Source organism: Mesorhizobium sp. BR1-1-6 (genome assembly GCF_020165355.1).
Lineage (GTDB): Bacteria > Pseudomonadota > Alphaproteobacteria > Rhizobiales > Rhizobiaceae > Mesorhizobium.
In genome coordinates this window covers 1-20,172 of record NZ_JAIUHZ010000015.1, presented here as the reverse complement: position 1 = coordinate 20,172, position 20,172 = coordinate 1, and the positions used below count along the sequence as shown (strand labels likewise).

Here is a 20,172-nt window from a genome sequence, read left to right as displayed (position 1 = left end):
GGAGAAGATGCCGGCAGGCAGATGAGGGGCAGCGCCAGGCTGACAGAACGTAGCGCCGCCCCTCATCCGGCCCTATCGGGCCACCTTCTCCCCGTGAACGGGGAGAAGGAAGAAAAAACTACTTCTTGTTCTTCGCCATCCAGTCCTGCTGTTCCTTGGTCAGGAAGGCGGCCCATTGGTCGGCAACCTCCTTGGCCGCCTTTTGGCCAAGCAATACTTCCTGGAAGTTCTTGATCGCCACCTGGTCGACGAAATTGCCGAGGTTCTCCAGATGCGTCGGGGGCGTCACCATTTCATATTTGGCGCTGTCGCTGAGCTCCGTGAACCAACCCTTGAACTGCTCGGTCTTGAAATGCGGATCCTGGTCGGCGCCGTTGTGGATCGGGACGACGCCGACTTCCTTGGCCCATTCCAGATTGTCCTTGGGCGAGAGCAGCGTCGCCATCAGCTTCCAGGCGTCGTCCTTGTGCTGCGAATTGGCGAACATTGCCCAGCCGGCATAGCCGAGCGTCGGATAGGACTTGCCGCTCGGCCCGACCGGCAGCGGCGCCACGGCGAAGTCGTCTGCGCTCATCTTGTCGGCGATGCCCAGCAGCGCATCCGGATCCTGGTTGAGCATGGCGCAGGTGCCGGAATAGAAGCCGGTGACGGTTTCGTTGAAACCCCAGCTCACCGCGTCCTTGGGCGCCAGGCCCTGCTTGTACATGTCTGCCAGCATCTGCAGGCCCTTGACCGAGCCCTCCTCGTTTATGGTCGAGGTGCCGTCTTCGTTGAAGTAGCCGCCCTTGCCGGCGGCGATGTTCATGAACATGTGCATGCCGTTGAAGGCGCCGGGTCCGCCACGCAGGCAGTAGCCGTATTTGCCGGGCAACGCCGAGATCTTCTTGGAATCGGCGACGAACTCGTCGAGCGTGGCCGGCGGGCCGTCGAGGCCGGCTTCCCTGAACAGCTTCTTGTTCCAGAACAGCGCGTTCACATAGTAGCCGTAAGGGATCATGAACTGGGTGTTGTTGACGGTCGAGCCGAACTGCTTGGCGCGCTCCCCGAGCGTCTTGGCGTCGTCCCACTTGGCCATGTACGGGCCGAGATCCTCGAGCTGGGCGTTGTTGGCGTAGAGGCCCATCCAACGTTCCGGCATCTCGACCACGTCGGGCGTATCGCCGGCCTGCACCATGGTCAGGAACTTTTCGAAAGCCTGCCCCCAGGGCAGCGAGATCAGCTCGACCTTGATGCCGGGATTGGCCTTTTCGAATTCGGCGATCTGCTTCTTCAGGAACTCCGTGCGCGGCGGGCTGGTGATGACTTCGACCATTTTCAGGGTCGAATCGGCCAGCGCGTTTCCGGCGGAAATCGCCAATCCCGCGGCTGTGGCAAGCATGACGGTCAGTTTTTTCATCTTCAAGACTCCCATTTTGAAGCGGCTTGTTATTTTCTGGCTTTTTCGAAGGCCTGCGCCACGTCGGCCCACAGGTCCTCGACACTTTCCAATCCGACATTGAAGCGGATTGTTCGGGGGCTGACGCCGAAGCGCGCCATCGAATTCAGTCCCGGCGTCTGCTCCAGCGACGCCTTGGCCGGCACGACCAGGCTCTCATGGCCGCCCCAGCTCACGCCGATGCGGAAATATTTTAACGCATCGACGAAGACGGGGATGTCGATATCCTCGGTGACCTCGAAGGAGAACAACCCCGCGTAACCAGCAAGCGTCGCCTTGCCCGGATGGTTCGAATAGGCGGGGTGGTTCACGCGCTCGACATTGCCATGCGCCTTCAGCCGCTCGGCGATGGTAAGCCCGCTCTTCATGTGATGCGGCAGGCGCAGCGGCAGCGTGCGCAGCCCGCGCAGCAAGAGCCAGGCCTCGAAGGGCGAAAGCTTGCCGCCGAGATAGGAATAGGTCTGCTCGTTGATGTGCTTGATGTGGGCGGCCGAGCCTGCCACCACGCCGGCGACCGTATCGCTATGGCCGCCGAGATATTTCGAAGCCGAATGCAGCACCAGATCGACGCCATGCGTGATCGGCTTCTGGAACACCGGTGTCGCCCAGGAATTGTCGATCGTGGTGACGATGCCCTGCTCCTTCGCCAGCCGGGTCAGGTGAGCCAAGTCCTGCAACTCGAACATCATCGAGGTCGGGCTCTCCAGATAGAGCAGCCTGGCGCCCGGAAGGGCCGCCGCCACCGCATCCGGATCGGAGCCGTCGACATAGTCGACCCTGATGTTGAGCCGCGGCAAAAGCCGCTCGAACAGCCGATAGGCATCACCATAGCAATTGCGCACCGCAACGATGCGCTCGCCGGCGCCGACGAAGGCGAGCACCGTGGCGCTGATCGCCGCCATGCCGCTGGAAAAGCCGCGCGCGGCCTCGGCGCCCTCGAGCGCGGCGACGCGTGCCTCGAACTCCATCACCGTCGGATTGTCGCCGCGCGAATAGATCGGCTGCTTCCGTTTGCCGGCAAAAGTATCCGCCATCTCGGCATAGTTGGCGAAGGTGAACAGCGATGTCTGGTAGATCGGCGGCACCACCGCCCCACCGGGGAAAGGTTCGTCATGCGCCAGAAGCGTCGCCGCCTCGGCAAGATAGTCGTGATCGAAACCTGAGGGATGCTCGTTCATGTCTGGCTCGAAAGTTTGAGTTTGGCGGCGCCGCGCTTCAGATCGTCCTCGACGGTGGCGATCAGCTTGAGCGCCTCGGCGCGGGCGCCGTGCGGGTCGCGCGCGGCGATGCGCTCGTAAATGGTCCGATGATAGGGAAAACTGGCGTGGCCGAAATCGCGCACGCCCAGCGGATGCTCCCAGAAGCGGTGGAACAATTCGTGCATGGCGGCGATGATCTGTTCGAACAGCGGGTTGCCGGAAACCCTGTAGATCGCCTGGTGGAACTCCCAGTCCTCTTCTGAAGACATGCCCTCGCGCGTGCGGAACGCCTGCTCCATGATGTCGAGCTTGCGCTCGATTTCGGCGATATCGGTCTGGCTCGCGCGTTCGGCGCAAAGGGCGGCGGCTTCCGCCTCCAGCGCGCGACGGATTTCAAGCGTCTGCATCAGGCTGGTGAAGTCGTTGCCGCCCGCAAGCGTCAGCGGCAGATGCAACATGTCCGGCGAAACGGCTGCCTTGAGATAGGTGCCGCTGCCTTGCCGGCGCTCGACCAGCCCGAGCCCTTCCCAGCGCGTCAGCGCCTCGCGCACCGTGTTGCGGCTGACCTTCAGCCGCTCGGCCAGGATGCGTTCCGTTGGCAGCCGCTCGCCCGGCTGGAGGGCCTCGGCACGAACAAAGCCTACCAACGCCTTCAGCACGGCGTCGTCACGCGCCGTCGTCTGAATAGGTGGCAGGCTGTTTTGATCCACGCGCGTTCCAAGTGGTCCAATGGTCCAACCAATTTCTGCACAGATGGTACCTCCTGTCAACGGGATGTCAGGAGACCTAGCACCGTAAAAGCTCGCAACGCATGACAAGCACGCGTTTGCGGGCGATGCGCCAGGCCGGCCTCGACCCTGCTACGCCACAGCAGCGGGCGGCCCGAACCAGATGGTCAGCGCATCGGCCAGTCCCTGTTGGCTTCCGGAACCAACCCATGCCACGTACCCGTCGGGGCGGATCAGCACCGCGTCGGGCCCGGCGACGGCCCCGAGAACTGGCAGCTCCCAGTCGCCGTCGTACACGGCGTCGACCTGCTGGACCCGATCCGCCCACGGCTTGATGTCAAGTCTGCCGGGCGTGCCGAGGTTGATCAGCACCGGCCGGGCATGGTGCAGCAAGGTAAACAGCCGCACCGGCCCGCTGGCGGTGAGCAGATCGAGGTCGGGTATTCGCCGCCCAAGCAGCGCGTGCCCCTCCCCGAGGTCGTAGTGGACACCCAGGCCGGACATCTCTGCGGCGATTCGTTTGCGTGGTTCATCCATGGCGAGCAGTTCGGCGATGGTGTCGCCCAGGGCTTTGGTGCGGTCATCCATGCGGCGAAGCGCGACCTGCGCCATCGTGTTGCGCAACACGCGGGCGGCGACCGGATGGCGCTCGGCATGGTAGCTGTCGAGCAGGCTGTCCGGTGATGCCCGTTTGACGACCTGGGCCAGCTTCCATCCCAGGTTGACCGCGTCCTGCACGCCGATGTTGAGGCCCTGTCCGCCCATTGGGGGATGGATATGCGCAGCGTCGCCGGCCAGCAGGACACGTCTGTCGCGGTAAGCGGCAGCCTGGCGCGTCATATCGGTGAAACGAGAGAGCCAGGTCGGACTGTGGACGCCGAAATCGGTGCCATAGATAACGGTGAGCGCCTCGCGGAGATCGTCCAATGTCGGTTCACCACCGATGATCAGTCGTTTCTCGGTCAGCACGATGCCCAACCGGTCGCCGTCCTCGATCTTGCCTATCGCATGGGTTCCGTGGGCGTCGCTGCGAAAGCCCAATGGCGGTTCTTCCGACATCTCGACCTCGGCGATCATCCAGCTCATCGTCGGATCCCATCCAGCGAATTCGATGCCCGCCGCCTTGCGGATCGTGCTGCGTCCACCGTCGCATCCGACGAGGTACTGCGCCTTCATCCGTCGGCCATCGGAAAGCCCCACATCCACGCCACTGTCGTCCTGCATGAAATCCGTGACTTCCTGTCCGCGATGGATCGGCACCCCCAATTCGCTGATCCAGTCGGCCAATATCCGCTCGATGTGGTTTTGCCGCAGCGCCAGCAGATAGTTGTGCCGGCTGGGAAAGTCGCTGATGTCCAAACGGATCATGTGGAAGCCGACGGTCGGGAAGCATTGCCCCTGGGAGAGGAACCGGTCGGCGATCCCGCGCTGGTCGAGCACCTCGATTGTGCGTGCGTGCAGGCCACCCGCGCGCAAGCCAATCAGCTGCTGGGTCGGGCGCCGCTCGACAATGGCGACGTCGATGCCCGCCAATGCGAGTTCGCCTGCCAGCATCAATCCTGTCGGGCCGCCCCCGGCGACAATCACCGCATGATTTCGACGCGATCCATCTGTCGGTGCACGCATTCCCGTCACTCCGCTCCCATTGGCTAGGGCCGCGGTTTTACGGGAGGAACCCGGGCTTGAAGCAAGCCCCTTGGGCGCCATATGTATGAAGTGAGGAGCAACGCCCTCCGCCGGATGGCAAGAGAGCGTGCGCCGCAGCTCTTCACATCGTGGCTCGCCTTTTACAGCCCAAATGCTGTCGATATCCTGTGCGCAAAAAGCTCCTGATATCCGGAGCTTGGCGCAGAATCCTGATGCTATTTTGAAAGGGGGCCGGTCGGCGTTTGGCAGCGGTACGAGGAGGCCACTATGTGCCAGCGCCGGCCGGCCGACCCCACGGACCCAGGAGATGCGGCGGACCTGAGCATCATGGGGTATTTTTTGATCGACCCGGCTGTCTGTCCTCGTGCCGGCGTCGCTCTGTCTGTGGCCGCACATTTGCGCAAGAGCTTATGAAAATCAACAGTTTCTTAACCAAGCCTCGTGAATCGCTTGGATTAAGGTAAATGGGTAACCTTGCCGGATTGACGGATACTCTTACCCGGTCCGTCAGGCAGCCTTGGCGACGACGCGGTTGCGGCCACCGCTCTTGGCTTCATAGAGCGCCAGATCGGCGCGTTTCATCAGCGCCGCCACCGTATCCACCCCCTTCAGCACCGACGACACGCCGACGCTGACGGTGACCTCGATGGCCTTGCCGTCAGGCCCGATGACGAACGGCATCTGGGCGATTTCGGCGCGGATGCGTTCGGCCACCTTTTCGGCGATCGCTCCATCGGTGTCAGGCATGACCACTACGAACTCCTCACCGCCGAACCGGCAGGCCAGATCGATGCCGCGCACGTTCTTGCGCAGCCGCCGCGCGAATTCCCGCAGCACCTCGTCGCCACCGTCATGGCCGTGCGTGTCGTTAATCGACTTGAAGCGATCGAGGTCGGTGATCATCACCGACAGCGGCCGACGCCGCGCCACGGCGCGGTCGAACAGCGTCTGGAGATGGCTGTCGAGATAGCGGCGGTTGTGCAGCCCGGTCAGCCCGTCGGTCACCGCCATTTCGATCGTCTGCGTCACGCTGGCGCGCAATTGGTCGTTGTAGCGCTTGCGGCGCACCTGGGTGCGCAACCGCGCCGTCAGTTCCTGCTGGTCGATAGGCCGCATCAGATAGTCGTTGATGCCGAGTTCGAGACCACGGATGATGCGCTCCTCCTCGCCCTCCTCCGCCAGCAGGATGATCGGCAGGAAGCGTGTGCGATCGAGCGAGCGCAGTTGCGAGCAGAGCCGAAGCGGATCGAAATCGGCGAAGCTCGTCGAGATCATCACGCATTCATAGGGCGTCTCCGCCGCCTGGAAGAAGCCGGCATGCGGATCGCTGGCGACATCCAGGTCAGCACAGTCGCGCAGCATCTTCTGGACGCGCTCGATCGACGATTTGCGCTCATCGATCAGAAGCACTTTCGGCGTCGTGTCCTCGGAGGCGAAATTGCGGCTGAGCAACTCTTCGATGCCGATGTTGCGCGTGGTCGAAGCGCGCAGCCGCAACTCGTCGGTCAGCGACTTCAGCCTGACGAGGCTCTTGACGCGCGTCATCAGTTGCAGGTCGTTGACGGGTTTGGTCAGGAAATCGTCGGCGCCGACCTCAAGCCCGCGCACCCTGTCGGAAACCTGGTCGAGTGCGGTGATCATTACCACTGGAATATGCGACGTCGCCGGATCGCTCTTCAGGCGGCGGCAGACCTCGAAGCCGTCCATGTCCGGCATCATGACGTCGAGCAGCACGACGTCGACCTTACCGTTCTCGCAGGTCTCGATCGCATCCGGGCCGTTGGTGGCGGTCAACACCTCGAAATATTCGGCCAGCAGCCGAACCTCCAGCAGCCTGACATTGGCAGGGATGTCGTCGACGACGAGAATCCGAGCGGTCATTTCACAAGGCTCCGGCTTTGGCGGCAAGGTGCATCAGGAATCACCCAGGTAAGACTTGATGGTTTCGATGAAGCGCGGCACCGAGATCGGCTTGGAGATATAAGCCTCGCAGCCGCCCTGGCGGATGCGCTCCTCGTCGCCCTTCATCGCGAAGGCGGTGACGGCAATGACCGGGATGACGTGCAGGTCGTCGTCTTCCTTCAGCCATTTCGTCACCTCCAGCCCAGACACTTCAGGCAACTGGATGTCCATCAAAATGAGATCCGGCCGGTGCTGACGCGCCAGATCGAGCGCTTCCAGACCGTTGCGGGTGCGAACTGTCTCGTAACCGCTTGCTTCGATGAGGTCCCGAAAGAGCTTCATGTTGAGCTCATTGTCCTCGACGATCATGACCTTCTTAGGCATCGATATCCCGTCCCGGCCGCTGTTCCGCTCGAAGGCGGCCGTTATGCGCCCTTCCGGGACGCACCAAACCCTAGTCGACTCTACGGCAATATGATTGACGAAACGGAAACCTGCGGCGAGAAAAGCTGCTCCGTTTCCACCTCGGGTCCCGCACTGAAGAGGTAACGACTTGCCGCAAGCGACGCTTGCCATTACTGCGGAAGAGACTCACATTCCGCATACCCTGAAAGGTAATGATGGCAAACGCAGCGTCAATGCGCGAAGAGGCCGAAACCATTGCCGTGAAGGCTCTGGCCTTCGTCGCCTCTGATCCCGAACTGCTGCCTCGCTTCCTGGCGATCACCGGCATCGAGGCGCATTCGATCCGCAAAGCTGCCGGCGAGCCGGGATTTCTGGCCGGTGTGCTGCAGTTCGTTCTCGCCCACGAACCCACATTGCTGCGTTTTGCCGAGGAAACCGGCACGCCACCGGCCTCCGTCGGCAAGGCGTTGCGCGCGCTGCCGCTGGGCGACGATAACCACGAGCATTCCATATGAGTGACGATCCCAAGGCGGCGCCCCGATCGCCAGGTCGAGCGAAGTCTGACTCTTGTCGCCCGGTTTGAGCGACAAGCATAAAACGAAGGCTTGAGGCGCGTCGCGCCAATCCGTTCGAAGGCGACGCGCTTTGGTGAGCCGAGTGGCTACGGTGTCGGATCCGCCTGGTCCGTCTCGTCGCCGCCATCGTCAATGCTGTCGTCCTCGGCAGGATCGGCCGGCTTCAGCATGACGCCATTGACAATGACCGAACCGTCCGGCTTGGCGTTGACGACCCATTCCATGCGGCCGTCCGTCAACGTCTTGCCGAACCCTTTCACCATCAGGGCCACAGGCACGTACTGCGCCACCTCCGGTTCCGATTTCGCCGCTTCCTGCAAGCCCTCGACGATCTTGTCGAAGCCGGCCACGTCCACCGTCACATTGGCTTCCGGCTTCTCGCCAGGAAAAGTCATTTCGCCTTCCAAGGCAATTTCGGTATCCTTGTTCTTGATGGTGCTATGGCCAATGACGACCTTCGGCGTCTTGGCCATGAAGTCGGTTTTGAGCTGCTCTCCGAATTCGGCCGACAGCGGCGGGTTCTTGTTAAGATCAAAGGCTTCGATTGCCTTCTTCGCCATGCTGTCGAGATCGATATTGGCGCCGCCGAAGTTCAGGTCGATATCGGTCGGCAGCAGCGCCATGCTCCAGTTCGGCAGAAGCTGCTGCGGCACGGTCAACCCAGATGCCTTGATCCCGTAGCCGATCGTACCGCTCTGGGCGACGCCATCCATTCCGAAGGCGGTGCTGAGCTGCGCCGCACCGAACGTGCCGACCGGGCTCTCGACCGCGAAATTCTTGAACCCGTATGTCCCGTCGATGCGTTCCCACACAGGAAGCGCGGCGAGCAGAAGCGATTTGAGCTGCGCCTGGTTGGCTTTCAGCGTGGCTTCGTTCTCATTGGCGACGGCAAATGCCAGGAGATCGAGCAGCGGCTTGGTCTGCACGCCCTTGCCTTTGGCATCCGCCGACAGTTCCGGTGATTTGACGGTGACCGGGAATTTCAGTCCGCTTTCGGGATCGTCGAATTTGATCGCCTCGACAAAGTTCGACACTTTTTGCGACAACGCGAAATCGACCCCGCCATTGGCAGCCTTGGTGGTGGCCATGGTCGCGGTGCCGCCGTCGGCGCTGACTTCCATGTGCTGCTTGGCATCTTGCGACACCATCGTCATGCCCGCCATCGAACTGGTGCCGCTGGTAAAGGCCGCCAGATTGGGGTCGTAGACACCGGAACCCTTGCCGTCCTTGATAGAAAATTGCGTGCTCTGCAGCCCCTGCGGCCCGTTGAACTCGAAGGAGGCGCTGTGCGAAAGATCCATCGAGACATCCCAGGTCCCGTCGCTGCGCGGCTTGACCAGCAGGGCGTAGGGCGCAAAGTCGAATTTCAACAGCTTCTGGTCGGGCAAGGTGCCGGCGAGCGCCTTGAAATCGAACATGATCTTGTAGGCGCCGCCTTCGACCGAGACCTTCAGGATGCCCTTGTCGAGGGCCTGTTTGCCGACATAGCGGGACAGGTTCTCGGATAGCTGCTTCGCACCCTGGCTGTCGACGCTCTGGCCGAAAGCGGGCGCGCTGAGCAGAAGCGCGGTAAAGGCGATTGGCAACATCCGGTTCACGTAGAATTCTCCGTTTGGTCGAAAAGGCAAAATTGTCTCCTACTTCTGGTAGGGAAAGACCGTCACAACTGCAAGACGGCGAAGTTCAGGCGCTCGGCTCCAGCACCAGCCGCATCAACGGCCGGCCCGCCTTGCGTTCCAGGAGCCGCTCGAACCCGGCCTTCTCGAACACGCGCGACGAGCCCACGAACAGCCCGATGGAGCGTGAATCCTTCGACAGGTCTATCGGGCAGGCTTCCACCATTCGCGCGCCGTTCCTGCGGGCGAAATCGATGCCGCCTTCGACCAGGCGATGGCTGATGCCCCGGCCCCGTGCCTTGGCGCGGATGAAGAAACAGGAAATTGCCCAGACGCTCGGATCCGATGCGTCCGCGGGATCGACCGGAGCCGAGCCCCGGCCCCGGTTGTTCCACTCGGGCACGTCGGCGCGCGGCCCGATCTGCATCCAGCCGACTGCCTTGCCGTCCTCGAACGCCAGCATGCCCGGTGGCGGGCCTGCTTCGATGCGCGCCCTGATGTGGTCTTTGTTGCGTTCGCGGCTGCTTTCGCGACGAGCCGCCGGCGCCAGCCGGAAATGCGTGCACCAGCAGCCGTAGCAGGCGCCCTGCTTGCCGAAGAGATCTTCGAATTCAGGCCAGAGCTCAGGCGCCAGCGGCACTATGGTCGTGCTCATGCGTTCTCCCCAGGCCAAGCTTGTCGCTAGCCTTGCACTGTCGTACCATTGTGTTTGTTCTCTTTATGTTCGCAGCGATGGCGGCTCCTGTCAATAATCCTGATCACGGTTTCTGCCGCGACTGCCTGGCCTTTCAGCGCAGCGACGCCAGGCGCTGCGAGCGATGCGGCAGCCCCAGGCTTGCCCGTCATCCCGAGCTGTACCGGCTGCATCTGGCCCATATCGACTGCGACGCTTTCTATGCGGCAATCGAAAAACGCGACAACCCGGCGCTGAAGGACAAGCCGCTGATCATCGGCGGCGGCAAGCGCGGCGTCGTCTCCACCGCCTGCTACATCGCCCGAATAAGGGGCGTGCGTTCCGCCATGCCCATGTTCAAGGCGCTCGAGGCTTGCCCCGAAGCGGTGGTTATCCCGCCCAACATGGAAAAATACGTGCCCGTCGGGCGCGAGGTGCGCGCCATGATGCAGGCGCTGACGCCGCTGGTCGAGCCGCTCTCGATCGACGAGGCGTTTCTCGACCTTGCCGGAACCGAACGGCTGCACGGCCTGCCGCCGGCGGTGGTGCTGGCTCGTTTCGCGCTGGCCGTCGAGAAGGAGATCGGCATCACCGTTTCGTCAGGTCTGTCCTACTGTAAGTTCCTGGCCAAGGTGGCGTCGGATTTCCGCAAGCCGCGCGGCTTCTCGGTCATCGGCGAAGCGGAAGCCTTGGGCTTCCTCGCCGCACAGCCGGTGAGCATGATCTGGGGTGTCGGCAAGGCATTCAACGCCACGCTCGAACAGGACGGCATCCGCACCATCGGCCAGCTCCAAAAGATGGACCGCGGCGACCTCATGCGCCGCTATGGCGTGATGGGCGACCGGCTCTACCGGCTCTCGCGCGGCGAGGACGTCCGCCGCGTCGATCCCGACCAGGACGCCAAGAGCGTATCGGCCGAAACCACTTTCGACACCGATATCGCTTCGCTGGACGAGCTGGTCTCGGTGCTGCGGGGCCTTTCGGAAAAGGTCTCGGCCCGATTGAAGAAATCCGGCATCGCCGGGCGCACGGTGGTGCTCAAGCTGAAGACGCAGGATTTCAAGATCCGCACCCGCAACCGCCAGCTCGGCGACCCGACCCGGCTCGCCGACCGCATCTTTTCGACCGGGGTCGAGCTGCTGCGCAAGGAAACCGACGGCACCAAATACCGGCTGCTCGGCGTAGGCGTCAGCGATCTTTCCGCCGATGACAAGGCCGATCCGCCCGATCTGGTCGATATCCAGTCGCGCAAGCGGGCCATGGCCGAAGGCGCCATCGACGCGCTGCGCGACAAGTTCGGCCGCAAGGCGGTGGAAACCGGCTATACGTTCGGCAAGGGCCGCGACACCCACCCGCCAGAGCCGCTGGAAGACTGATAATGGATATCAGCTGTCGAGATTTAGGTGCGCTGCAGATCGATCCTGCTTGTCACCATGCTCTTGCCGGTTTTCGGATCAGTGTCGATCACCGTCAGCCGCATGCCGTTCTCGCCTCGTTTCTCGACCTTCATCTGCGCCTTTCGGTCACCATTGACCTCCTTGGCCCAACGGATGCCGAGATTGATCGCGTTGCCCGAACGGGTGCCGTTCAATTGCGCAGGCCCGGTACGAGACCCGACATAAGTGCCGCTATATTTCGCTCCGGCAGTCCTCAGGTCCGCGCTGATGGCGCGCGTCACCACGATAAGCCCTCGGCAATTGCCATCGAGCGACAATGAGGTCGACGTCGCGTTTGACCTGAACGTGCAGGACACATTCACCGTCGGCGCGTCGGTAGTCACCTTGACGATGCCCTTGCCGGTGAAATTGCCCTTGAACGACTGGAGAAATCTGGACTCGTCGGCATGTGCCGCGCCTGCCGTGACCAACAGGCAGCCAGCAAGCGCAAATTGCGCAAATGATCTCATCGAAATTCTCCTATCGACATTGAAAGGCACCTGCGAAGCACTTCCGATATTCGGAACTCAACGCCCCCTGCCGTGCCAGGTTCCGCCTTCAACATGACTGTTTTGCAACATCCGGCTGGCCCAGAAGAATGCGGCTGCTAGCGGTTGCGGCAAAAGCCACGGCCTGCGACATAGCGGAAATGGCACCCACCCCTTCCATCCCCAAGGCCGCGTTCTGGATGGCGCTGTCGATCGCCTCGTTCCTGGCGATGTCGGTCGCGGGCCGCGCCACCACGGCCGAGCTCAACGTTTTCCAGGTGCTGGAGCTGCGCTCGGTGATCGGCTTTTTCATCCTGCTGCCGCTGGTCATGCAAAATGGCGGCTTTGCCGCCATGCGCACTGGGCGCCCCCTCGCCCATGTCACGCGCAACGTGGTTCACTATACCGGCCAGGCGGCGTGGCTCTACGCCCTGACGCTGATCCCTTTGGCGGTGCTGATCTCGATCGAATTCACGACGCCGATCTGGACGGCGATCCTTGCGGTCACCTTTCTCGGCGAAAGGCTCACCCGGCCGAAGCTCGGGGCCGTGGCGCTCGGGCTGATCGGTGTTGTGATCATTGTGCGCCCAGGCGTCGGCTCGGTCGATCCGGGACATCTGGTCGTGCTGGGCGCGGCAATGTGCTTCGGCATCTCGCTGGTCCTGGTCAAGTCGCTGACGCGGACCGACAGCGTTGTGCGAATCATCTTCTGGATGCTGATCATCCAGTCGGTGCTCGGCCTGATCCCGGCGCTCTACGAATGGCGCAACCCGTCGCTCGAGCTGTGGCCGTGGATCCTGCTGATCGCCTTCACTGGCATGTCGTCACATTTCTGCATGGCCTGGGCGCTGAGCTACGCCGATGCCACCGTCATTTCTCCGATGGATTTCCTGCGCGTGCCGCTGTCGGCATTGATCGGCTGGCTGCTCTACCAGGAGCAGATCGACGCCTTCACCGCAGGCGGGGCATTGCTGATCCTGATGGGCAATATGCTCAACCTGCAGCGCCGGCAGCCAAAGCCGGCGCAAGCGGCGGCATCGTAGCGCGCCTCAATCGCCCCTCAATCACCGCTGTCGGGTATGTTGAGGAGGTGGCCGCAGGCCTTGCAGTGAACGGCGTCCGGCTCGTGCCGTTGCAGGCCGCATTGCGGACAGGGAAAGAACACCTTGGCCGGTCGGAAGATCGCCTGCGCCAGCCTGACGAACAGCGATATGCCGATGATCATGGTCACGATCGCCGTCAGTTTCCCCGCCATTCCCGGCAGCACGATGTCGCCGAACCCGGTCGTGGTCACCGTCGCGACGGTGAAGTAAAGCGCGTCGATGTAGCTTTCCAGCCCCGCTCCGCTGCGGAAGAAGAAAGTGTAAACGAAACCGGTGATCACGAAGAGGAACGTCAAGAGGTTGATCACCGCGTGGCTCGCTTCGCGCCAGGGCCGCAGGCCCTGCATCTCGAAATGCCGCCAGAGCGAACCGCTGCGTGACAGCGACCACAGCCGCAGGATGCGCAGAAAGCCGAGATTGGCGAGCGCCGTCGGCATCAGCAGCGTCAAAAGGATGAAAATGTCCACCCAGGAGGTCGGCTGCTTCATCAGCCGCAGCATGTCGTTCGAGGCAAGCAGCCTGGCAACCAGGTCGGCGGCGACCAGAGCCGCCACCGCATAGTCGAGCCACAGGAATGAGGCCGACTGCTGGATGACGGGCGTGGCGATGAAGAAGGCAATGATGGCCAGGTCGATGATGACCGCAACCAGCTGAAACCGAAAAGCCGCCGGCGTGCGGCCGTGGTAGAGCTTGCGCAGCGTGTCGCGCAGCCACGCCATTGTGGAACGGTCCTGCAATCCGTCGCTGTCTTTCGTCTTCATGGCAATTGCGGTGACTTGAGCGGCGGATGCCGCCCGGCGGATTGCCACCAGTCCCCGGAAGGGGCGATCACACCAGCTCCACTTCGACCACGCCTGGCACGGCGCGCATCGCCGAGGCGATTTGCGGCGAGACGCGGTAGCCCCCCTGCAGGGCAATCTCCACCTCGCCCTGCGCTTCTTCCTTGATAACGATGATGCTCACCTGACTTTCGCCACGCTGGGTAAGCTGCGATTGAATGATCGAGGCAGGCGCATCGTTTCTGACGAAGATGCGCAGTGCCTTCTGGATGCGGCTGGCCTCGTCCTCAAGCGACTGCACTGTCTGGATGCGCAGGTTGACGCCCTCCGGCCTGTCCTCCGCCGCCACGGTGATGACCACGGAGCGGCCCGGCTCCAGCATGTCGCGATACTGCGCCAATCCTTCGGAAAACAGCACCGCCTCATACTGGCCGGACGTGTCCGAGAACTGCACCACGCCCATCTTGTTGCCGGTCCGCGTCTTGCGCTCCTGCTTGGTGGTCACGGTGCCGGCGAGGCGCCCTGCGGTGGCACCGCGCTTGACCGCGGCCGAAAACTCCGCCCAGTTCTGCACCCGCATCTTCTGCAGCGCCGCCTTGTACTCGTCCAGCGGATGGGCGGAGAGATAGAAACCGACCACCTGGAATTCGCGGTGCAGGCGGTCGGCGGCGAGCCACGGTTCGATCACGGGCAAGTTGAGCGCCTGCGACTGTGCCCCTAGAGACGCGCCGAAAATGTCGGCCTGGCCTGAGACGGCGTTCTGCTGCGCCAGTGACGCCAGCCCCATCATCCGCTCGACGCCAGCCATCATCGCGGCGCGGTCATGGCCGAAACAGTCTAGCGCTCCGGCCATGATCAGGCTTTCGAAGACGCGCTTGCCGACGATTTTCGGATCGACCCTCTCGCAGAAATCGGCCAGGCTCTTGAACGGCTTCTCGCCGCGCATGGCGACGATATGCTCCACCGCCGCGTCGCCGACTCCCTTGAGCGCGGCCATCGAATAGTAGATGCGGTTCTCGCCGACCTCGAAGGGACGAAAGCTTGATATCACCGACGGTGCCACCACCTCGATGCCGAGGCGCAGCGCATCCTGGCGGAAATCCGCGAGCTTGTCGGTGTTTCCCATGTCGAGCGTCATCGACGCCGCCAGGAACTCGACCGGATAATGCGCCTTGAGATAGGCGGTCTGGTACGAGACGACGGCGTATGCGGCCGCGTGCGACTTGTTGAAGCCGTAGTCGGCGAACTTGGCAAGCAGGTCGAAGATGAAGTCGGCCTGCGGCTTGGCCACGCCGCGCTCGACCGCGCCCGAGACGAAGCGCTCACGCTGCTTGTCCATCTCGGCCCGGATCTTCTTGCCCATGGCGCGGCGCAAAAGATCGGCTTCGCCCAGCGAATAGCCGGACAATTCCTGCGCGATCTGCATCACCTGTTCCTGGTAGACGATGACGCCTTGCGTCTCCTTCACCAGATGGTCGATCTTGGGATGGATCGACGCCATCTCCTCCTCGCCGTGCTTCCTGGCGTTGTAGGTCGGGATGTTCTCCATCGGCCCCGGCCGGTACAGCGCCACCAGCGCGATGATGTCCTCGATGCAGTCGGGCCGCATGCCGATCAGCGCCTTGCGCATGCCGGCACTTTCCACCTGGAACACGCCGACCACTTCGCCGCGCGACAGCATGGCATAGGTTTCGGGATCGTCGAGCGGGATCGTCGCAAGGTCGATGTCGACGCCGCGGCGGCGTATCAGCTTCACCGCCGTCTCCAGCACGGTCAGCGTCTTCAGGCCGAGAAAGTCGAACTTCACCAGCCCGGCCTGCTCGACATATTTCATGTTGAACTGGGTGACCGGCATGTCCGAACGAGGATCGCGGTACATCGGCACCAGCTCCGACAGCGGCCGGTCGCCGATGACGATGCCGGCGGCGTGCGTCGACGCATGGCGATAAAGCCCTTCCAGCTTCTGTGCCATGTCGAGCAGCGTCTGGACGATCGGCTCCTTTTCGGCCTCCTCGGCAAAACGCGGCTCGTTGGCGATGGCGTCCGCCAGTTTCACCGGATTGGCCGGGTTCTGCGGCACCATCTTGGACAGCTTGTCGACCTGGCCGTAAGGCATCTGCAGCACGCGGCCGACGTCGCGCAGCACGGCGCGGGCTTGCAGCGTTCCAAAGGTGATGATCTGGCCGACCTGGTCGCGTCCATATTTCTGCTGGACATAGCGGATCACCTCTTCGCGGCGGTCCTGGCAGAAGTCGATGTCGAAATCGGGCATCGACACGCGGTCCGGATTGAGGAAGCGCTCGAACAGCAGCGAGAAACGCAGCGGATCGATGTCGGTGATGGTGGTGGAATAGGCGACCAGCGAGCCTGCACCCGAGCCGCGCCCCGGCCCGACTGGAATGCCTTGCGACTTGGCCCATTTGATGAAGTCGGCAACGATCAGGAAGTAGCCTGGGAATTTCATCTTCTCGATGATGCCGAGCTCGAATTCGAGCCTCTCGCGGTATTGCTCGACCGTATAGCCCGGCGTCGGTCCGTGCGCGGCAAGCCGGGCCTCCAGCCCTTCACGCGCCTGGCGGGCAAGTTCGGCGGCCTCGGCCTTCTCGGCTGCGTCCTTGTCCGACGCGTCGCCGCCGGTAAAGCGCGGCAGGATCGGGCTGCGGGTTTTCGGATAGTAGGAGCAGCGCAACGCGATCTCGACCGTGTTGTCGATCGCTTCCGGCAGATCGGCGAACAACGCTGCCATCTCAGCCTGGCTACGCAGGAAGTTATCCGGTGAAAGCCGGCGGCGATTGTCCACGGCGACGACCGAGCCCTCCGCTATGGCGATCAGCGCATCATGCGCGTCATAATCGTCGCGCGAGGAGAAGAACGCCTCGTTGGTGGCGACGAGCGGTAATTCGTGGGCATAGGCGAGATCGATCGTGGAATGTTCTATCAGCCGGTCGTAACCGGAAACTCGTTCCAGTTCGACATAGAGCCGATCGCCGAACAGGGCTTTCAGGGTCGACAGCCGGGTCTCCGCGAGATCGCGTCGATCCTCCTTCAGAGCCGCGCCGATAGGGCCGCGGGGACCGCCGCTGAGGCAGATCAACCCGTCGGTCTGGCCCTCCAGCATCTCGCTGATCAGATGCACCGCTTCGCCGGGCGGCGTCTCCAGATAGACGCGGCTTACCAGCCTGACCAGATTGGAATAGCCGGCTTCGGTCGCCGCGATAAGCACGACTGGCCGCATCTCGGGCCCTTGCCGCCGGCGGTCGCGCTGGCCGTCAACGTTCTCGCCGGAAAAGGCGAGCGCGATCTGGCAGCCGATGATCGGCTGGATGCCGTCCTTCACCGCCTTCTGCGCGAATTCGAGCGCACCGAACAGATTGTTGGTGTCGGTGACCGCGATAGCCGGGCACTCATCCTTGACCGCATGGCCGATGATCTTGCCGAGCTGGAGCGCGCCTTCCAGCAGCGAATAGGCCGAATGCACGCGAAGATGCACGAAAGGACGCGCCGGCGCTTCGGGCGCCGCCGCCTTCACGGCCGCTTCGCGCAGCAAGGGGTCGCGTGGAAGTCTGTCATCCGCCATGGTTTTTCGCGTTTTCCGAAGGACTTGAGTCGATCAAGATGTATTGTCCGGCACCGGGCTGTGCCAGTCCAGCACAAACGAACATCGGCCACAGGCTTCCGGCCGCCCCCGCTTCAGGCGAATTCCATGATCACCGCGTCGACGGCCAGGCTGTCGCCCGGCTTGACGTTGAGTTTCGCCACCACGAGATCGCGCTCGGCGCGCAGCACGTTCTCCATCTTCATCGCCTCGACGACGGCCAGCGTCTCGCCGGCCTTGACCTCCTGACCCTCGGCGACGGCGATCGACACGACGAGGCCGGGCATGGGACATAGCAGCAGGTTGGAGGTGTCGGGCGCCAGCTTTTCCGGCATCAGCCTTTCCAGCGCGGCAATGCGCGGCAGCATGGCGCGCGCCGTCACCGAAAGCCCTTTCCAGGCGATGCGAAGGCCGTTCGGCGCGGGGCGCAGTTGCGCCACCATTTCGTGCCCGCCGACGCTGCCGCGCCAGACCAGTTCGCCCGGCCGCCAGGCCGACGAAACCGTCAGCGGCTTGCCGCCCTCGATGGACAAGTCGACTTCCATCGGAATGGAGATCATGCCCTCCAGGATGGACGCGGACAGATAATCCTTGCCGATCTTCACCACCCAGTCGCGCTTGAGTGCTCCCGAATGCGGCGCCAAGCGCCCGCCCAGCCGGTCGAGCCGGTCGCGGCGCAGCAATTCGACCACGGTGGCGACCGCCGCCAACACGGCCTTGTCGTCATGATCGGGCAGGATCGGCGCAAAGCCGTCGGGATATTCCTCCGCGATGAATCCGGTCGAAATCCGCCCTTCCCGCCAGCGCGGATGCTGCATGAGCGCCGCCAGGAACGGGATGTTGTGCTCGATGCCGTCGACGACAAAACTGTCCAACGCTTCGGACATCGCGTCGATTGCCTCCAGCCGGGTCGGCGCCCAGGTGCACAGCTTGGCAATCATCGGGTCGTAGAACATCGAAATCTCCGATCCCTCGGTGACGCCGGTGTCGTTGCGAATGACGACGTCGCCGACTTGCCCTTCCTGTGGCGGTCGATAGCGCGTCAGGCGGCCGATCGACGGCAGGAAGTTGCGATACGGATCCTCGGCATAGAGCCGGCTCTCCACCGCCCAGCCATTCAGTTTCACGTCGCTTTGCTTCAAGGCGAGCTTCTCGCCGGCGGCCACACGGATCATCTGCTCGACCAGATCGACACCGATGACAAGCTCCGTCACCGGATGCTCGACCTGCAATCGTGTATTCATTTCAAGGAAGTAGAAGTTTTTCTCAGCGTCGACGATGAATTCCACCGTGCCGGCGCTCTGGTAGTCGACGGCCCTGGCCAGCGCCACCGACTGCTCGCCCATGGCCTTGCGCGTCCTGGCATCGAGGAAAGGCGATGGCGCCTCCTCGGCCACCTTCTGGTTGCGGCGCTGGATCGAGCATTCGCGCTCGCCGAGATAGAGTGCGTTGCCATGCGCGTCGGCCAGCACCTGGATCTCGATGTGGCGTGGATCGACGATGAACTTCTCGATGAACACGCGGTCGTCGCCGAACGAGCTCTTGGCCTCCGAGCGCGCCCGGTCGAAGCCGTCGCGCACCTCGGCCTGGTTCCAGGCGATGCGCATGCCCTTGCCGCCGCCACCGGCCGAGGCCTTGATCATCACGGGATAGCCGATCTCGCCGGCGATCTTCTCCGCGTGGTCGGCGTTCTCGATGACGCCGAGCCAGCCGGGAACCGTCGAAACATTGGCGGCGTTGGCGAATTTCTTCGATTCGATTTTGTCGCCCATCGCCTTGATGGCTTTCGGCTTCGGCCCGATGAAGACGATGCCCTCCTTCTCCAGCGCCTCGCAGAAGGATGCGCGCTCGGACAGGAAGCCATAGCCGGGATGCACGGCCTGAGCGCCGGTCGCCTTGCACGCCGCGATGATTTTCTCGGGCACGAGATAGCTCTGCGCGGCTGGCGACGGTCCGATATGCACCGCCTCGTCGGCCATCTCGACATGCGCGGCATCGCGATCGGCGTCGGAATAGACAGCGACCGTGGCGATGCCCATCTTGCGCGCGGTCTTGATGACGCGGCAGGCTATCTCGCCACGGTTGGCGATCAGGATTTTGGTGAACATGCGGGCAAATTCCCCTCCGGCGGACGGTCCAGTTCTATGGATTATGTCGCCATGTCTCAAGTACCGTGTGCGTGGCGCGAACGCCTGCGGTCAAGGGTGTGCTACCTGCGTCAAGAAAGCCGATATTTCGTCTCATCTGGCGGTTGATGAGCAGGCCAAAACCTGAAAGCCTGAGCGCAAAATTGCGTTGGAGGATTGCCAGATGAAAACCCGCGCCGCCGTTGCCGTTGCTGCCGGAAAGCCGCTTGAGATCATGGAGGTCGACCTTGACGGTCCGCGCGAGGGCGAGGTGCTGGTCGAGATCAAGGCGACCGGCATCTGCCACACCGACGAGTTCACGCTGTCGGGTGCCGATCCCGAGGGCCTGTTTCCCGCCATTCTCGGCCATGAGGGCGCCGGCGTGGTAGTCGATGTCGGCAAGGGCGTCACCTCGGTCAAAAAGGGCGACCATGTGATCCCGCTCTATACGCCCGAATGCCGGCA

At 62.9% G+C, this 20,172-nt stretch carries 16 protein-coding genes; 4 read left to right on the top strand and 12 right to left on the bottom strand.

Annotated elements, in window-relative coordinates:
* Nucleotides 1-118: 118 nt before the first annotated feature.
* The 6 genes from LB545_RS22945 to LB545_RS22920 form a co-directional block, all read right to left on the bottom strand.
* The gene (locus LB545_RS22945; RefSeq protein ID WP_140672724.1) at nucleotides 119-1,396 is read right to left on the bottom strand and encodes an ABC transporter substrate-binding protein; all 1,278 of its coding nucleotides are present in this window, start codon (nucleotides 1,394-1,396) and stop codon (nucleotides 119-121) included.
* Nucleotides 1,397-1,425: 29 nt separating this feature from the next.
* Entirely contained in the window at nucleotides 1,426-2,613 is a 1,188-nt protein-coding gene (locus LB545_RS22940; protein ID WP_140672723.1) for a PLP-dependent transferase, read from the bottom strand.
* On the bottom strand, nucleotides 2,610-3,344 hold the full coding sequence (locus LB545_RS22935; RefSeq protein ID WP_140501544.1) for a FadR/GntR family transcriptional regulator: 735 nt from the start codon (nucleotides 3,342-3,344) through the stop codon (nucleotides 2,610-2,612). Before LB545_RS22935 ends, LB545_RS22940 begins: the two co-directional genes overlap by 4 nt.
* Nucleotides 3,345-3,494: 150 nt before the next feature.
* Nucleotides 3,495-4,988: an FAD-dependent monooxygenase gene (locus LB545_RS22930; protein WP_224705890.1), complete on the bottom strand. Its 1,494-nt coding sequence runs from the start codon at nucleotides 4,986-4,988 to the stop codon at nucleotides 3,495-3,497.
* A gap of 528 nt (nucleotides 4,989-5,516) precedes the next feature.
* Nucleotides 5,517-6,890, bottom strand: coding sequence for a PleD family two-component system response regulator (locus LB545_RS22925; RefSeq protein WP_140562440.1), 1,374 nt, complete (start codon nucleotides 6,888-6,890; stop codon nucleotides 5,517-5,519).
* Nucleotides 6,891-6,923: 33 nt separating this feature from the next.
* Nucleotides 6,924-7,295: a response regulator gene (locus LB545_RS22920; protein ID WP_140501538.1), complete on the bottom strand. Its 372-nt coding sequence runs from the start codon at nucleotides 7,293-7,295 to the stop codon at nucleotides 6,924-6,926.
* 236 nt (nucleotides 7,296-7,531) lie between these two features.
* On the opposite strand from LB545_RS22920, the gene LB545_RS22915 reads away from it, so the two are divergent.
* Nucleotides 7,532-7,831: a DUF3572 domain-containing protein gene (locus LB545_RS22915; RefSeq protein ID WP_140501536.1), complete on the top strand. Its 300-nt coding sequence runs from the start codon at nucleotides 7,532-7,534 to the stop codon at nucleotides 7,829-7,831.
* Nucleotides 7,832-7,977: 146 nt separating this feature from the next.
* Here the strand turns inward: LB545_RS22915 and LB545_RS22910 are convergent, their stop codons facing one another.
* Nucleotides 7,978-9,480: a hypothetical protein gene (locus tag LB545_RS22910; RefSeq protein WP_224705914.1), complete on the bottom strand. Its 1,503-nt coding sequence runs from the start codon at nucleotides 9,478-9,480 to the stop codon at nucleotides 7,978-7,980.
* Nucleotides 9,481-9,574: 94 nt separating this feature from the next.
* Nucleotides 9,575-10,162, bottom strand: a complete 588-nt coding sequence (locus LB545_RS22905; protein WP_140518294.1) for a GNAT family N-acetyltransferase — start codon at nucleotides 10,160-10,162, stop codon at nucleotides 9,575-9,577.
* A gap of 65 nt (nucleotides 10,163-10,227) precedes the next feature.
* Here LB545_RS22905 and LB545_RS22900 point away from each other — a divergent pair, with 65 nt between their 5' ends.
* The gene (locus tag LB545_RS22900; RefSeq protein ID WP_140579690.1) at nucleotides 10,228-11,556 is read left to right on the top strand and encodes a DNA polymerase IV; all 1,329 of its coding nucleotides are present in this window, start codon (nucleotides 10,228-10,230) and stop codon (nucleotides 11,554-11,556) included.
* Between the two features lie 23 nt (nucleotides 11,557-11,579).
* Here the strand turns inward: LB545_RS22900 and LB545_RS22895 are convergent, their stop codons facing one another.
* Nucleotides 11,580-12,086, bottom strand: a complete 507-nt coding sequence (locus tag LB545_RS22895; protein WP_140501529.1) for a hypothetical protein — start codon at nucleotides 12,084-12,086, stop codon at nucleotides 11,580-11,582.
* A 179-nt stretch (nucleotides 12,087-12,265) separates the two neighbouring features.
* On the opposite strand from LB545_RS22895, the gene LB545_RS22890 reads away from it, so the two are divergent.
* Nucleotides 12,266-13,147: a DMT family transporter gene (locus tag LB545_RS22890; protein WP_140562437.1), complete on the top strand. Its 882-nt coding sequence runs from the start codon at nucleotides 12,266-12,268 to the stop codon at nucleotides 13,145-13,147.
* Nucleotides 13,148-13,164: 17 nt separating this feature from the next.
* Here LB545_RS22890 and LB545_RS22885 read toward each other — a convergent pair whose 3' ends face one another.
* The 3 genes from LB545_RS22885 to LB545_RS22875 all read right to left on the bottom strand — a co-directional run bounded on the left by LB545_RS22885 (nucleotide 13,165) and on the right by LB545_RS22875 (nucleotide 19,689).
* Nucleotides 13,165-13,968: a potassium channel family protein gene (locus LB545_RS22885; protein WP_140501525.1), complete on the bottom strand. Its 804-nt coding sequence runs from the start codon at nucleotides 13,966-13,968 to the stop codon at nucleotides 13,165-13,167.
* A gap of 67 nt (nucleotides 13,969-14,035) precedes the next feature.
* Entirely contained in the window at nucleotides 14,036-17,563 is a 3,528-nt protein-coding gene (gene dnaE, locus LB545_RS22880) for a DNA polymerase III subunit alpha (protein WP_224705889.1), read from the bottom strand.
* Nucleotides 17,564-17,676: 113 nt separating this feature from the next.
* Entirely contained in the window at nucleotides 17,677-19,689 is a 2,013-nt protein-coding gene (locus LB545_RS22875; protein ID WP_224705888.1) for an acetyl/propionyl/methylcrotonyl-CoA carboxylase subunit alpha, read from the bottom strand.
* A gap of 202 nt (nucleotides 19,690-19,891) precedes the next feature.
* Here LB545_RS22875 and LB545_RS22870 point away from each other — a divergent pair.
* Nucleotides 19,892-20,172: alcohol dehydrogenase catalytic domain-containing protein (locus tag LB545_RS22870; protein ID WP_224681744.1), on the top strand; the 281-nt coding region annotated here is incomplete at its 3' end.

Excerpts from the sequence above, each read along its gene's own strand:
- LB545_RS22945 (WP_140672724.1), bottom strand. The coding sequence starts at position 1,396 with ATGAAAAAACTGACCGTCATGCTTGCCACAGCCGCGGGATTGGCGATT.
- LB545_RS22940 (WP_140672723.1), bottom strand. The coding sequence starts at position 2,613 with ATGAACGAGCATCCCTCAGGTTTCGATCACGACTATCTTGCCGAGGCG.
- LB545_RS22930 (WP_224705890.1), bottom strand. The coding sequence starts at position 4,988 with ATGCGTGCACCGACAGATGGATCGCGTCGAAATCATGCGGTGATTGTC.
- LB545_RS22925 (WP_140562440.1), bottom strand. The coding sequence starts at position 6,890 with ATGACCGCTCGGATTCTCGTCGTCGACGACATCCCTGCCAATGTCAGG.
- LB545_RS22920 (WP_140501538.1), bottom strand. The coding sequence starts at position 7,295 with ATGCCTAAGAAGGTCATGATCGTCGAGGACAATGAGCTCAACATGAAG.
- LB545_RS22915 (WP_140501536.1), top strand. The coding sequence starts at position 7,532 with ATGGCAAACGCAGCGTCAATGCGCGAAGAGGCCGAAACCATTGCCGTG.
- LB545_RS22910 (WP_224705914.1), bottom strand. The coding sequence starts at position 9,480 with ATGTTGCCAATCGCCTTTACCGCGCTTCTGCTCAGCGCGCCCGCTTTC.
- LB545_RS22905 (WP_140518294.1), bottom strand. The coding sequence starts at position 10,162 with ATGAGCACGACCATAGTGCCGCTGGCGCCTGAGCTCTGGCCTGAATTC.
- LB545_RS22900 (WP_140579690.1), top strand. The coding sequence starts at position 10,228 with ATGTTCGCAGCGATGGCGGCTCCTGTCAATAATCCTGATCACGGTTTC.
- LB545_RS22895 (WP_140501529.1), bottom strand. The coding sequence starts at position 12,086 with ATGAGATCATTTGCGCAATTTGCGCTTGCTGGCTGCCTGTTGGTCACG.
- LB545_RS22890 (WP_140562437.1), top strand. The coding sequence starts at position 12,266 with ATGGCACCCACCCCTTCCATCCCCAAGGCCGCGTTCTGGATGGCGCTG.
- LB545_RS22885 (WP_140501525.1), bottom strand. The coding sequence starts at position 13,968 with ATGAAGACGAAAGACAGCGACGGATTGCAGGACCGTTCCACAATGGCG.
- dnaE (WP_224705889.1), bottom strand. The coding sequence starts at position 17,563 with ATGGCGGATGACAGACTTCCACGCGACCCCTTGCTGCGCGAAGCGGCC.
- LB545_RS22875 (WP_224705888.1), bottom strand. The coding sequence starts at position 19,689 with ATGTTCACCAAAATCCTGATCGCCAACCGTGGCGAGATAGCCTGCCGC.